Here is a 13,094-nt window from a genome sequence, read left to right as displayed (position 1 = left end):
AACTGCCGGACCGCGGATGGCACAAACTGGTGATCACCGCCTATCGTAAAGGGATAAACGGGCATCGATACTGTGCGGCATGGATCACTCCACACGTCTGACCCGTACCGCCAGATTCGCACTGGTCGGCGCCGCCACCGCGCTCGCCGCCACCGCCCTGGCAACCGTCGCCGGGATCGCCGTCCCGCACGCCGCCACCGCGGCAGCCGCCAAGCACCGGGTGCTCTTCGACAACTCGAAGGCCGAGACCGCCGGCAACGCCGACTGGATCATCGGCACCGGCATCCCCGACCCCACCACCCAGAACCCCAACCCCACCAGCGAGACCAGCTGGACCGGAGCACTGTCCGCCTGGGGCGTGGCCCTGCAGCGGACCGGCGCCTACACCCTGGCCACCCTCGCCGCAGGCAAGACCATCACCTACGGCAACACCGCCAACGCGCAGGACCTGGCCAACTTCGACGAGTTCGTCCTGCCCGAACCCAACGTCCTGCTGAGCGCGGCCGAGAAGACCGCCGTCATGAAGTTCGTCCAGAACGGCGGCGGCCTGTTCATCGTCGTCGACCACACCGGCAGCGACCGCAACAACGACGGCGCCGACTCGCCCAAGGTCATCAACGACCTGATGACCAACAACAGCGTCGACAGCACCGACCCGTTCGGCTTCAGCGTCGACCTGCTCAACATCGCCAGCGGCTTCCCCCGGGCGGTCACCGCCGCGACCAACCCCGTCCTGCACGGCTCCTTCGGCAACGTCACCGGCGGAGCGATCTACAACGGCACCACCGTCACCCTGCACCCCGCGAACAACCCCAATGCCAAGGGCCTGCTCTACGTCAGCGGCGCCACCCCCGGCGGCAACACCGGCGCCTTCTTCGCCACCAGCACGTTCGGCAGCGGCCGGGTCGCGATCTGGGGCGACAGCTCCGACATCGACGACGGCACCGGCCAGTCCGGCAACACCCTCTACGACGGCTGGAACGACACCGGCGCCACGAACGCCGCGCTCGCGCTCAACGCCACGGAATGGCTGGCCGGAACGGGCACCACCACGCCGCCCAGCCCGTCCCCGGCACCGACCGGCGGCACCTCGTGCACCCCGGCGCAACTGCTGGTCAACCCCGGTTTCGAAGCGGGTCCCGGCGTCGGCTGGACCGCCACCTCGGGGGTCATCACCAACTCGTCGGGCAACACCCCGCACAGCAACGCGTACTACGCCTGGCTCGACGGCTACGGCACCGCCCACACCGACACCCTCGCCCAGGCCGTCACCATCCCCGCCAGCTGCGCGACCGCCACCTTCAGTTTCTGGCTGCACGTCGGCACCGCCGAGACGACCACGACCACGGCGTACGACACCCTGAAGGCGCAGGTGCTCAACTCGTCCGGCACCGTCCTGACGACCCTGGCGACCTTCTCCAACCTCAACGCCGCCACCGGGTACACCCAGCGCAGCTACAACCTCGCCGCCTACCGGGGCAGCACGGTGACCCTGAAGTTCACCGGCGTCGAGGGCTCGACCCTGCAGACATCGTTCCTGCTGGACGACACCGCCCTGAACGTCTCCTGAGCGACACCGGCGGGGCGGGCCCTCCCGCCCCGCCGGGCTGACCGTTCACCCCCCGGCCGTGTGACCGAGCGCACCCGGAAAGCGGTCACAGCGGCGGTTCGACACGGGTCGTATCACCGATGGCGCAACGCCATCGGCACGTACCCACAAGGAGACTTCTCATGTCGACCACCACGGCCGTCGTCACCGTCCTGACCGCCCTCTGGGTCGGGTTCTCCGCCTTCTCGCTGCTGCTCCGGGCCGCGTTCGTCGTCGACCCGCTGCGGACCTACGGCGTACCGGAGTCGTGGTGGACCCCGCTGGGGCTGGCCAAGGCGGCCGGGGCGCTCGGGCTGCTCGCCGGGCTGGCCGTCCCGGCGATCGGGATCGCCGCCGCCGTCGCCCTGGTGTGCTACTTCCTCGGCGCGATCATCACGGTGCTGCGGGCGCGGTCGTACCAGACGGTGGCGTTCCCGGCGCTCTACCTCGCCCCGGTGGCGGTGACGCTCGCCCTGCTCGCGTGATCGGCGGCGCGTCGGCCGAGCGCGGCAGGCGCGCGGCGATCCGGCCTGGGCAGGACCGCCGCGGGCGGGGCAACCGGCGTCATCCGGTCGGCTCCGCCCCGGCATCCGTCCATCCAGGGTGAACCACCGTGCGGCCATTGACCACATCGGACCCGTGCCCAAGGATCGTGGTATCGCCAGACGTCGCTAGCTTGGGGGACGGCATCCTGCCCGACATCGTCAACGTCGCCGCCACGTGCGTGGGCACTGCCGCGCTCGGGCCGGGCCACCGCTCGGTCGTCTGGGTGCAGGGCTGCCCGTTCGACTGCCCCGGATGCCTGGCGCCGGACTGGATCCCGCAGCGGCAGGCACGGCTGGTCGATGCGGAGACACTGGCCGAGGAGCTGCTGAGCGACGCCGCGGTGGACGGGCTGACCCTGTCCGGCGGCGAGCCGATGGGACAGGCGTCCGGCCTGGCCGCCACCGTCCGCGCCGCACGCCGCCGGCGGGAGCTGTCGGTCATCTGCTTCACCGGCTTCAGGCTGGAGGCGCTGCGGCGGCGGCCGCCCGGACCGGGAGTCGAGGAGCTGCTGGCAGAGGTCGACGTGCTCATCGACGGCCCGTACCGGGCCGACCGCAACGACGGCGTCGGGCTGCGCGGCAGCGACAACCAGCAGATCCACCACCTCACGGACCGGCTCGCCGGGTTCGACCTGGGCTCGGGTCCGCGGCGGGCCGAGGTGCGGCTGCGCGGCCGCGAGGCGCTGATCGTCGGCGTGCCGCCAGCGGGCCTGCAGGATGCGTTGGAGCAAGCGGTCGCGCACGCCGGCGCGAATCGTGTGATCAGGGGAGATCGGGACACATGAGCGGCCAGAAGCGGATCGTCATCGACCAGTCGGAGTGGCTGCGGGTGCGGCGGGAGGCCTCGCGCGTGGCCCGCCTCGACCAGGCGCTGCGGGACGTCCCCGGCGTGATCGACAGCATCCGGAGCCAGACCGAAGCCGACCTGACCCGGATGGCCGACGACATCGACCGGCGCCAGCAGGCGGCCGAGCAGGTCATCGCCGGGCTCGGCGAGCAGGCTCGCGAGCTGGAACGGGAGACGACCCGGCGGCTGGACCGGATGGCCGCGGCGACCGCCGAGTCCGTCCGCCAGCACGCCGGACAGCTGCGCCAGGAGACCAGGGACCTGATCGCCCGGCAGGAGGTGGCGTGGCGCGGCGAGCTGATGGCGGAGCGCCAGCTGCGGCGCGAGCAGATGCAGGCGCTGTCGGCGCAGGTGGGGACGCTGGCCGAGGACCGGGACCGGGCCATGTCGGCGGCACAGGCTGAGCTGCGCGACGCCGGGAAGCTGCATGACCTGATCCAGAGCACGCTGCCGCACGAGCGGTTCGCCCCCGGTGAGCTGGCGTCGCTGCGCAAGCGGCTCAACACCGCGAGTGCGAACGCCGCGCAGGGTCAGTACCAGGCGGCGCTGGCGGTCGCTCAGGGTGCGCACCATGACCTCAGCGACCTGCTTCTGTCCGTGGAGCTGCGTCTGCGGGAGTGGGACCTGACCAAGACGATGGTCGCCGAGTCGCTGCTGGCCATCTCGACGCTCATCGACCGGCAGGCGGTGCGTCCGGTCATCGACGAGCAGGGGCGGCCGCTGCCGAACGTCACGCTGGACGTCGACTTCTGGTCGCGGGGCGCGCTGGCCTCGCTCAAGACCGAGGTCGGCGAGCAGCTGGCCCGCGTACGCCAGGACACGTCCCTGACCCTGCAGCAGCTGCGGCAGGTCGCCGAGCAGGACGTGCCGCGGCTGGAGCAGCGGCTGGGCGCGGTGCTGCAGGGTGCGGAGGAGCGGCAGCTGGCCTCGCAGGTGCGGGTCAACGTGGCGGACATGGTGGTGGAGACCCTCGACCAGGTCGCCGGTTACGAGCTGGTGCCCGACGCGGCCGGGTACGCCGCGGGCGACCAGCGCGGGGCGTTCCTGGCCAAGCTGCGTCACCAGAACGGTGACGAGATCGTGGTCGACGTGTCCCCGGCCGAGGACGACACCAGCGGCTGCGTGCTGCGGCTGCACTCGTACGACCGGGCCGGTTCGGCGGTGGACCAGGCGTCGCGGGCGCGGCAGGTCACGGCGTCGCTGCGGGCGCGCGGCCTCGACAGCGGTGAGGCCGCATCGGAGGCGCCGCGCGCCGACCCGGCCAAGCAGGACGTCGAGCGCGCGGTGCGGCCGGCGTCGCTGCCGACCCAGCAGCCCTATTGATCGGACCGGTGACATGTCTTCTGCGCTGGTGGAACGGCTGGCCGAGTGGCGGCTGCCGGGCGGTGACCCGCTGCTGGTGGTGCACGGCCCGGCGGTCGACGACGTCTTCGTCGGGCACGACCTGGTCGTGCGCTCGTTCCAGGAGGTCCTCTGGGAATACCTGGCCGCGGAGGGGTTCAAGCGGATCGTCTTCAGCTCGGTGCGGGACCCGGTCTACTTCCGCGACCCCGCGTCGCGGGCGTCGTCGCGGCGCCAGCAGGAGCGGCCGAGGGCCCGCAGCGGGCTGATGGGCTCGGGGTTCAGCGGGCCGATGGGCAACCGGGTCGTCGTCAACCAGTCCGGCGGCGACGCGGCGGCCGCGCCCGCGCCTGCGCCCGCGGACCTGGGGATGCCACCGCCGCCGAGGATGGCGCTCACTGACGAGCACGGGCTGCTCATGCTGGACCATCTCATGCGCCAGTCGCAGGTGCGCACCGCGGTCGTGCTGACGCACGCCGAGGAGTCGCTGCGCTACACCGAGGCGGGCCGGACCATGGCGCACATGGTCGCCGACTGGCTGGAGCACGCGGCGGCCGAGGGCAACCTGTGTGTGTTCGTGTTCCGCCACGACAGCCTCGACCAGGTGCGGGACTTCCTGCGGGATCTGCGCCGGGTGCCCCGGCTGGAGACCTACGTGGACGACCTGGCCCGGCGTCCGGGCGCCGCAGGCGCGGTCGTCGGGTTCCCCGAGGAGCACGAACTGGGCCGCCTCGTACAGGTGGCGCGGCTGCGCGACGGCCTGCGCGTCGGTGACTGGCCGGGGCTCGGGGCCGCCGCGCAGGCGATGGCGTCACGCCAGGCCCGCGCCCGGGACTGGCGGGCCTGGCTGCGTCAGCTGACCGCCTCCGGCGCCCCGTTCAGCGGGGCGGAGCTGCGCGCCCGGGGACTGGTCGCCGGAGCCCTGTCCGACGGCCGTAGCGCCTGGGACCGGCTCGCGGAGATGCCCGGCCTGGCCTCGGTGAAGTCGCACCTGGAAGCCAAGCGGTGGCGCCTGGCCGCCGAAGCGGGCCTGCGCGAGGCCGGTCGCGGCGGCGCCGGCGAGGTCGAGTCGCTGCACCTGGTGTTCACCGGCAACCCGGGCACCGGCAAGACGACCGTCGCGCGGCTGGTCGGCGAGATGTACCGGGAACTGGGCCTGCTGCGGCGCGGACATGTGGTCGAGGTGCTGCCGGTCGACCTGGTCGCCGGGTACGTCGGGCAGAGCGCGCAGCAGACCAACCGCAAGATCGACGAGGCCCTCGACGGCGTGCTGTTCATCGACGAGGCATACGGCCTCACCGAGCGCACCGACGACTTCGGCAAGCAGGTCATCGACACGCTGCTGGCACGGATGGAGAACGAGCGCCACCGCCTCGTCGTCATCGCGGCCGGCTACCCGGAGCAGATGGAGCGGTTCGTCACCGCCAACCCGGGACTGACCAGCCGCTTCCGGACCACCATCCACTTCCCCGACTACGCCGCCGACGAACTGCTGGCGATCCTGCTCGCCCGGCTCGGCGACGCCGGGCTGCGCTGGACCGACGAGTTCGCCGCCGAGGTGGCCAAGGCCGTGACCGGCCTGTCGGACGCGAAGCAGCCGCGGTTCGGCAACGCCCGCGCGATGCGCGACCTCGCCGACGACGTGAAGACCGCGTGGGCGGGACGGATCCGCGGCGACGTCACCCAGCCGCTGACCCCGGCCGACATCCCCGAGCGGTACCGCTTCTTCCTGCCGTCGCCGCTGCCGGTGGCCACCGACCTGTTCGCCGAGCTCGACGGCATGGTCGGGCTCGCCGCTGTACGGCAGTCGCTACAGGCCCTGGCCGACCGCACCCAGCTGCGCCGCCGCCGCGGCCTGGACCGCCTCGTCCCGCCGAGCATGCTGTTCCTCGGCTCGCCCGGCACCGGCAAGACGACCGTCGCGCGCACCGTGGGGCAGCTGCTGCGCTCGCTGGGCCTGCTGCGCCGCGGCCACGTCGTGGAGGTCACCCGCCAGGACCTCGTCGCCGGTTACGTGGGGCAGACCGCGACCAGGACCCTGGAGGTGATCGAGCGCGCGATGGACGGCGTGCTGTTCATCGACGAGGCATACAGCCTGGTGCGCGGTGGAGAGAACGACTTCGGCCGGGAGGCGATCGACACGCTCACCGCCGAGATGGAGCGGCACCGCGACCGGCTGACCGTCATCGCGGCCGGCTATCCGGCGCCGATGGAGGCGTTCCTGGCCGGCAACGTCGGACTGCGCTCGCGGTTCACCGAACGGGTCGTCTTCCCGGACCTGCGCGAGGACGAGCTGCTGGAGGTGCTGCGGCGGCTGGCCGCCGCCGAACGCTACACGCTCGGCCCCGACGTCGAGCGGCGCGCACTGGCATGGCTCGGCGCCCAGCGCGCGACCCGGCCGGCCGAGTTCGGCAACGCCCGCGTGGTGAAGTCGCTCTTCGCGAAGATGGAGGCCAGGCTCGCGGGGAGGCTGGCCGCCCAGCCGCCCGAGCCCGGCGCGCTGGTGGCCTTCGACAGTACGGATGTGCCGGATGCACGCGGCTGAACCGTCGACCGGGCTGGGCCCGGATCCCGTGCCGGCGTGCCCGGTGTGCCTGCGGCCCGCCGGCGAGGACGCCGACTGCGGCAGTTGCCACTGGACGCTGCGGACCGCGTTCCGGATGGGGGCGCCCACCGACACGGAGCTGCGCGAGTTCGAGCAGCGGCTCGCCACCGAGCAGCGCGCCTTCGACCTGGCGGCGGCGGTGCGCGCGGCCGGGTTCCCGGCCCGCGGCGACGACGCGATGCTGGCCCGGCTGGAACGCTTCGTCCGGTCCGGCCCGGTGTCGGAGGTGGAGCGCAGATCGGCCCGCCGCGAGATCCTGGCCCGCGACACCCGCGTGTACCGGGCCCGTGCCACCGCCGACATCGCCGCCGAGACCATGCCCGCCTCGTCGACGCCCGCGATCCTGGTCGAGGTGGACGCGCGCGGCGTGACCGCCACGACGTTCGTGCGCGGAGCGGACGGGCGGCCCCGCGAGCACGAGCCGCCGCGGTCGTGGCCGTGGCGTTCGCTGCTGCCGCACCTGCCGCTGGAGCCCGACGAGCAGCGGTTCATGCTGGCCGGCGGAGTCGGCCGGCGCGAGCTGGACCGGTCGCGGCTGGAGGCGGCCGCGACCGAGGGCCTCGGCGTCGTCGCCGGTGTGCCGTCGGTGGTGGTGTGCCGGCTGCCCGGCTGGCCGGTCGCCGAGCAGGTCGTGGCGCTGCTGCGCCAGCGCGGTGCCAGTGTCCTGGCCGTCTGGTCGCCCGCCGACGAGGCGGCCGGCCCGCGCAGCAGCGGGCCCGTCACCGGCTCGGGTGCCGACGCGTCGGGGCAGGCAGCGGTCGGCGGAGGCCGTACCGGCGCCCCCAGCGCACCGCCCGCACCGGCCCGGCCCCGGGAGATCCACCCCGTAAGTGGCCTGACCTGCATCGCGGTGCCCGCATCGGTGCCGCTGCTGGTAGGCGGCGACGCCGACGGGACCGCGTCACTGTGGGACCTGCGCAGCGGCGAACTGCTCGAACAGCGGCGGCTGCACGCCGGGCCGGTCACCTCCGTCGACGTGGCGGCCGACGGCCAGACCGTGGTCACGGCCGGTCAGGACGGCGCGGTCCGCGTCTGGCGGATCGGGCCGGGCAGCCCGGTCACACTGGCCACGGTGCACCAGGGCTGGGCGGTCGCGGTGCGGCTCGCCCGGCTGGGTGCGTTCAGCCTCGGCGACGCGGGCTCGCTGCACTGCTCGTCGCTGTCGGGCGCCCCGGACGCGTCGGGGTTCCCGCTGCCGGTCGGCTGGGACGCGGCGACGGCGCTGGCGGCCTGTGCCCGCAGCGACCTGGTCGCGGTCGGCGGTGCCGGTGGGCTGGTGCGCGTCGTCGACAGCCGCACCGGCGACGTGCAGGCGCAGCTGCCCGTCGGGACCGACGTCACCGCGCTGGCCATGGACGCGGCCGGGAACCGGCTGGCCGTCGGCGGCCTCGACGGGTCGGTCCGGCTGTTCGCGCCGGCATCGGGTGCGCTGGTGGCGGAACTGACCGCGAACCGGTCCGCGGTCCGCTGCCTGGCGGTCACGGCGCAGGGCGAGCCGGTGGCCGGGTTCGCCTCCGGCGAGGTCCGCCTGTGGACGGTGGAGCAGGCGCGGACCGAGCAACCGGGCGGGGTGCTCGGCACCCATGCCACCGCTGTCGTGGGGGTGGCGGTGGCCGACGCCGACCTGGTGGTCAGCGCCGACTCTGACGGGCTGGTCCGGCAGTGGCGGACCGGCGGCCAGAGCCGATGACCGAGTCGGCCGGTCCGGTCATCGGCGCCGGCCGGCCGCGCGCGGTGCGGCACTGCGATCATTCATCCAGGTAGGCGGATCCCGTCGGCGTGAGCGTGAAGGCCTCGTTGAATCTGGCGTCACTCCGACGTATGCCGAGCAGGATCAACGGCGCCCCCGGGGACCCCACTTCCACGCCGAACGGATTCGTGAAGTGCAGGCTGACCGACTCACGGGTGGGATCGTCCACGGCGTAGAGGATGGTCCTGGGGTTGTTGCGGCTCTGGCTCCCGAATATGGCTGACGGCGGCCCGAATTCCGCGATCGTCTCCTCGTAGCCGCAGTCCACGGCACACCATCGCGCCGCCTCATCCTGAAGGCGCGCGTATTCGCCGGGCGTCATCAGGCGATCGACCGCGAGCCAACCGAGCCGCCACGCCAGCTCGCCGTAGACCGAGCCGGACGCCCCGTCGTCGTAGTAGTCGGGAAACATGCCATGGAACGCCCCTCGGACGCCGATCGAGCTGAATGCTCCCCGGGACCGCAGGCCTTCGACCGCACGATCCCAGTGGTCGGCCGCTCCGTCGATGTAGGCCACGGAGCGAGCGAGCAGCTCGATGACCAGATCGCCGCCGAAGGTCGACGGGCGACGCATAGCCACATTGAGTTGATCGATGTGATATCGACGTACGTCGTCAAGACTCGGGCGGTGCGGGATCGTGGCGTTCACGCGGCGATGTTCTCACGGGGTGTCCCAGGTGTCGGTGTCCGCAGGTTCTCGGGGTTGCCAGCTGCACCGGCCTGCCGAGCCTGCCCGGCCGGAACCGGCGGCGGCGGTCAGACCGCGGCGTCGCTCCAGCCGACGATGCGGTGCTCCTGCGTGTACTCGGCGCTGCGCTGGTCCAGGGCGTCGCGCAGGGCCCGGTCGGCGTGTTCGAGCTGCGCCGCGGCCTGGTCGAGCACCGCACGCACGGCGGCCAGCCCGTCGCCGGCCTGCCCGGCTCCCGGCTCGGCCGCCAGCGCCGCGAGGATCCGCCGGTCGGCCTGCTCGTGGGCGTGCAGGGCCACCAGCCGCTCGGCCCGCTCCACGGTGAGCAGCTGCTGCCGGTCGCGCATCCGCGCCAGGGTGTCGTGAGTGGTGTGCAGTTCGGACTCCTGGGCGAGCAGATCGCCGTGCACGACGTCCAGTTCGGCCATCACGGCCCGTACGGGTTCGGCCAGCGCCGCCGACCGGTCGCGGGACAGGCGCAGCAGCTCGCGGCCGCCGTCGGCCAGCTCCGGTTCGATGCCGCCGACGTCGTCGCGCAGCCGGGCGACGCGGTCGCGGATCAGGTCGCGGTGTGCGCGCAGGTCCTCCAGGGCGGCGACGAGCCGCTCCAGCCGCCGCAGGTCGTTGATCTCCTGCCGGAGCTGCTCGTGCTGGGCGGCGCGCTGCTGGAGCTGGTCCTCGTTCGCGCGCAGCTCGTCGAGGGTCGTCCGGGCCTTGGCCACCTGTTCCTGCGCCTGGCGCAGCCGCGTGGCCTGCTGGTCCAGGTAGGCCTCGACGTCGGGGCCGGGCTGGGCGGCCGCGACGAGCGCGGGCACCTCGCCCAGCAGCCGTGCCGAGGCGGTGAGCGCGTCGTCCAGGCCGATCACCACGTCGATGGGGGCGGTCGCACCGGGCGCGTTGACGGTCTGGGCGGCCCATTCGATCGACCAGCGCAGGGCTTCGAGGGCGCCGGCCGGGCCGTCGCTGCTCAGCGCCTGGTAGACGCGGGTCTTCGCCTCGTCGGTCATCAGATTCCTTCCGTAGATACTCCGGCGTTCAGGCCGGAGAGGAAACCGAGCCCCTGCGGAGCAGGACAGGGAAAGCCGATCCGCCGCCAGGGCGGACCGGCGTCCACCCGTACCTCGGCCTGAGGGTCGCCGTGTGTCCGGTTAGGATGGCAGTTGTGACCAGGACGGTGAAGCGGGCGTTCAAGTTCCGCTTCTACCCCACCGACGTGCAGGCCGCGCAGTTGTCGCGGACGTTCGGGTGCGTCCGGCTGGTCTACAACATGGCCTTGCAGGCCAGGACCGAGGCGTGGACGCAGCGTCAGGAGCGAGTGAACTACAACGCGACCTCGGCCCTGCTCACCGGGTGGAAGAAGACCGACGACCTGGCGTTCCTCAACGAGGTGTCGTCCGTGCCGTTGCAGCAGGCGCTGCGGCACCTGCATACCGCGTTCACCAACTTCTGGGCCAGACGCGCGAAGTATCCGACGTTCAAGTCCAGGAAGCGCTCGCGCCGGTCGGCGGAGTACACCGCCAGCGCGTTCCGGTGGCGCGACGGCACCCTGACCCTGGCCAAGATGAACCAACCACTGAACATCGTGTGGTCGCGGACCCTGCCGCAGGGCTGTACGCCCTCGACGGTGACCGTGTCGCAGGACGCAGCCGGACGCTGGTTCGTGTCCCTGCTCTGCGACGACGTGATCGTCCAGACCCCCGCCTGCGGCCAGGTCGGGATCGACGCCGGGATCGACAGCCTGCTCACCCTGTCCACCGGCGAGAAGATCACCAACCCCCGGCACGAGCGCACCGACCGCAAACGGCTGGCCCGCGCGCAGAGGGATCTGGCCCGCAAGCAGAAGGGCTCGGCCAACCGCGCCAAGGCCCGGGTCAAGGTCGCCCGTGTCCATGCCCGCATCGCCGACCGCAGACGCGACCATCTGCACAAACTGACCACTCGGCTCGTTCGTGAGAACCAAGCGATCGTGATCGAGGACCTCGCCGTACGGACCATGGTCAAGAACCACCGCCTGGCCCGCGCGATCAGCGACGCGGCCTGGCGGCAGCTGCGCACCATGCTGGAGTACAAGGCCGCCTGGCACGGCCGGGACCTGATCGTCGTGGACCGCTGGTTCCCGTCGACCCGGCTGTGCTCGACGTGCGGCACGCTCGCGCAACGGATGCCGCTGGAGGTACGGGAGTGGACGTGCCGGTGCGGGGCCGTCCACGACCGTGACGTGAACGCCGCACGCAACATCCTGGCCGCCGGACTGGCGGTGACAGCCTGCGGAGACGACGTAAGACATCAACGAGAATCCTCTCGGACGGGGCAGTCGTCGACGAAACAGGAAGACCCGAGGGCGACCAAGGGAGTCCTCGTCCTTTAGGGCGGGGAGGATGTCAACGTGGCGGCTCCGTTCGTGGTGGCGACGGCTGCGGGCGGCTTCACTGCGACAGCGGGAACAGCTGGGGCTCGGCGCCGTCTGCCGGCCGCAGCACCAGCACGCCGGGCCCGAACCGGCCGGCCCACAGGCCCAGCCGGTAGCGGCCGGGCGCGGGACGCGGTTGCAGGGTGACGGTCCAGGCGGAGGTCACGGCCGCGGGGTCGGTGTCGTGCACGTCGACGGTGAGCTGCCGGGTGGCGTCGACGTCGACGGCCAGCTCGTGCCCGTCCCAGCCGACGGCGAGGTTGGGCTGCCCGGTCGGGGTGTGCAGGGGCACGGACTCGGACCGCAGCCGTCCGGCCCATACCCGGGAGGTGGGCAGGCGGACGGCGAAGCGGGCCGGTTGCTCCACGGCCCGCACCGACTCCTCGGCCAGCAGCAGCGCACCGGCGGCGCAGTCGCGCGGCGCGGCGGCCAGCGCCGCCGGCAGCGGGCGGCCGCCGACCTGCGCCGGGTGCGCCAGCGGCGGGAAGTCGCGCAGCGGCCCGGTGGTCACGACCTGGACGGTCCCGGTCGGGGCGGTGGCGGGCAGGGCCCGCGCGACGCTGTCGGTGAGCGCGGCCTCGATGCCCGCGTACCACTCCAGCACCTCGCCCGCGGTGTAGCGGCCGGTGCCGGACCGGCTGTACAGCGGTGTGCCGCGGTAGCGGGAGTGGCGGCAGCGCGGCAGCACGCTGGCGGCGCGGGCGTGCGCGGCGGCGTCTGCCTGGGCCACCGCCTCGCCGAGGGCCTGGCGGACCGGGCCGGTGTCATCGGCGACCCGGCGCCCGGCTGCGCCCAGCGGCCGCACCTGCGCTGATTCGACCTGGTACAGCGCGGCCGTGGCCAGTTCGGGGGTGGGTTCCAGGACCAGGATGAGGTCGGCGCCGCCGTCGGCATACCGGGCGGCGGTGGCCTGGCTGCGGCGGACCACCGACCGCAGCGGCAGGCGCAGCCGCTCGACCACGTCGTGGTGCAGCTGCTCCAGGTGGCGCGCACCGTCGCGGGCGCCGTCGAGCCAGTGGTCGGCCACGGCGGCGGCCACGGCGCGGACCCGGCCGCCCGCCGCGAGTTCGTCCAGGGCGCCGCGGCCGTCGTGGATGGTCTGCCGGCCGTCCAGCTCCCGCACGGCGACGGTGACGGCACCGTCGGCGACGTCCAGTCCCACGATCACGCGCGCACCACCCAGCATCGACCGGTCGTTCGATGGCTCAGGGTAGTCCAGGCCGGGCGGTGGCCGCGGTCGCCGAACGGGTTGGACAAGTCCGCCGGTTCAGCCAACTCACGTACCAGCCAAGGTCCTTGCAACAATTTGGACACCGTGGT

The 13,094-nt window shown here is 73.1% G+C and carries 10 protein-coding genes; 7 read left to right on the top strand and 3 right to left on the bottom strand.

Features of this window, described 5'->3' with window-relative positions:
- Nucleotides 1–79: 79 nt before the first annotated feature.
- From Cs7R123_RS22295 to Cs7R123_RS22270, 6 genes are all read left to right on the top strand, one after another.
- The gene (locus tag Cs7R123_RS22295) at nt 80–1,570 is read left to right on the top strand and encodes a hydrolase (protein ID WP_212829658.1); all 1,491 of its coding nucleotides are present in this window, start codon (nt 80–82) and stop codon (nt 1,568–1,570) included.
- A gap of 161 nt (nt 1,571–1,731) precedes the next feature.
- The gene (locus Cs7R123_RS22290) at nt 1,732–2,073 is read left to right on the top strand and encodes a DoxX family protein (RefSeq protein WP_212829657.1); all 342 of its coding nucleotides are present in this window, start codon (nt 1,732–1,734) and stop codon (nt 2,071–2,073) included.
- A 191-nt stretch (nt 2,074–2,264) separates the two neighbouring features.
- Entirely contained in the window at nt 2,265–2,918 is a 654-nt protein-coding gene (locus Cs7R123_RS22285; RefSeq protein ID WP_212829656.1) for a 4Fe-4S single cluster domain-containing protein, read from the top strand.
- Nucleotides 2,915–4,303 carry a hypothetical protein gene (locus Cs7R123_RS22280; protein ID WP_212829655.1) on the top strand — a complete coding sequence of 463 codons (1,389 nt, stop codon included), beginning with the start codon at nt 2,915–2,917 and terminating at the stop codon, nt 4,301–4,303. Before Cs7R123_RS22285 ends, Cs7R123_RS22280 begins: the two co-directional genes overlap by 4 nt.
- Nucleotides 4,304–4,316: 13 nt before the next feature.
- Nucleotides 4,317–6,866 (top strand): AAA family ATPase, encoded by a 2,550-nt coding sequence (locus tag Cs7R123_RS22275; RefSeq protein ID WP_212829654.1) that lies wholly within the window; start codon nt 4,317–4,319, stop codon nt 6,864–6,866.
- Nucleotides 6,853–8,616 (top strand): WD40 repeat domain-containing protein, encoded by a 1,764-nt coding sequence (locus Cs7R123_RS22270; RefSeq protein WP_212829653.1) that lies wholly within the window; start codon nt 6,853–6,855, stop codon nt 8,614–8,616. Before Cs7R123_RS22275 ends, Cs7R123_RS22270 begins: the two co-directional genes overlap by 14 nt.
- Nucleotides 8,617–8,674: 58 nt before the next feature.
- Here the strand turns inward: Cs7R123_RS22270 and Cs7R123_RS22265 are convergent, their stop codons facing one another.
- Together Cs7R123_RS22265 and Cs7R123_RS22260 are read right to left on the bottom strand one after the other, a co-directional pair.
- A complete protein-coding gene (locus tag Cs7R123_RS22265) occupies nt 8,675–9,325 on the bottom strand; it encodes a hypothetical protein (RefSeq protein WP_212829652.1) in 651 nt (216 codons plus the stop codon).
- A 107-nt stretch (nt 9,326–9,432) separates the two neighbouring features.
- Nucleotides 9,433–10,371, bottom strand: coding sequence for a hypothetical protein (locus Cs7R123_RS22260; protein ID WP_212829651.1), 939 nt, complete (start codon nt 10,369–10,371; stop codon nt 9,433–9,435).
- Nucleotides 10,372–10,526: 155 nt separating this feature from the next.
- Between Cs7R123_RS22260 and Cs7R123_RS22255 the strand changes: the two genes are divergently transcribed.
- A complete protein-coding gene (locus Cs7R123_RS22255; RefSeq protein ID WP_212829650.1) occupies nt 10,527–11,732 on the top strand; it encodes an RNA-guided endonuclease TnpB family protein in 1,206 nt (401 codons plus the stop codon).
- A gap of 58 nt (nt 11,733–11,790) precedes the next feature.
- Here the strand turns inward: Cs7R123_RS22255 and Cs7R123_RS22250 are convergent, their stop codons facing one another.
- Nucleotides 11,791–12,942, bottom strand: coding sequence for a hypothetical protein (locus Cs7R123_RS22250; RefSeq protein WP_212829649.1), 1,152 nt, complete (start codon nt 12,940–12,942; stop codon nt 11,791–11,793).
- Between the last annotated feature and the right edge of the window lie 152 nt (nt 12,943–13,094).

This window comes from Catellatospora sp. TT07R-123 (assembly GCF_018327705.1).
In the GTDB taxonomy this organism is placed as follows: Bacteria; Actinomycetota; Actinomycetes; order Mycobacteriales; family Micromonosporaceae; genus Catellatospora.
Note: the sequence above shows the minus strand (reverse complement) of the source record. Positions and strands in the feature narration are given on the sequence as shown.

Coding starts and splice junctions, on each gene's coding strand:
- Cs7R123_RS22295 (WP_212829658.1), top strand. CDS start 80: ATGGATCACTCCACACGTCTGACCCGTACCGCCAGATTCGCACTGGTC.
- Cs7R123_RS22270 (WP_212829653.1), top strand. CDS start 6,853: ATGCACGCGGCTGAACCGTCGACCGGGCTGGGCCCGGATCCCGTGCCG.
- Cs7R123_RS22280 (WP_212829655.1), top strand. CDS start 2,915: ATGAGCGGCCAGAAGCGGATCGTCATCGACCAGTCGGAGTGGCTGCGG.
- Cs7R123_RS22290 (WP_212829657.1), top strand. CDS start 1,732: ATGTCGACCACCACGGCCGTCGTCACCGTCCTGACCGCCCTCTGGGTC.
- Cs7R123_RS22275 (WP_212829654.1), top strand. CDS start 4,317: ATGTCTTCTGCGCTGGTGGAACGGCTGGCCGAGTGGCGGCTGCCGGGC.
- Cs7R123_RS22260 (WP_212829651.1), bottom strand. CDS start 10,371: ATGACCGACGAGGCGAAGACCCGCGTCTACCAGGCGCTGAGCAGCGAC.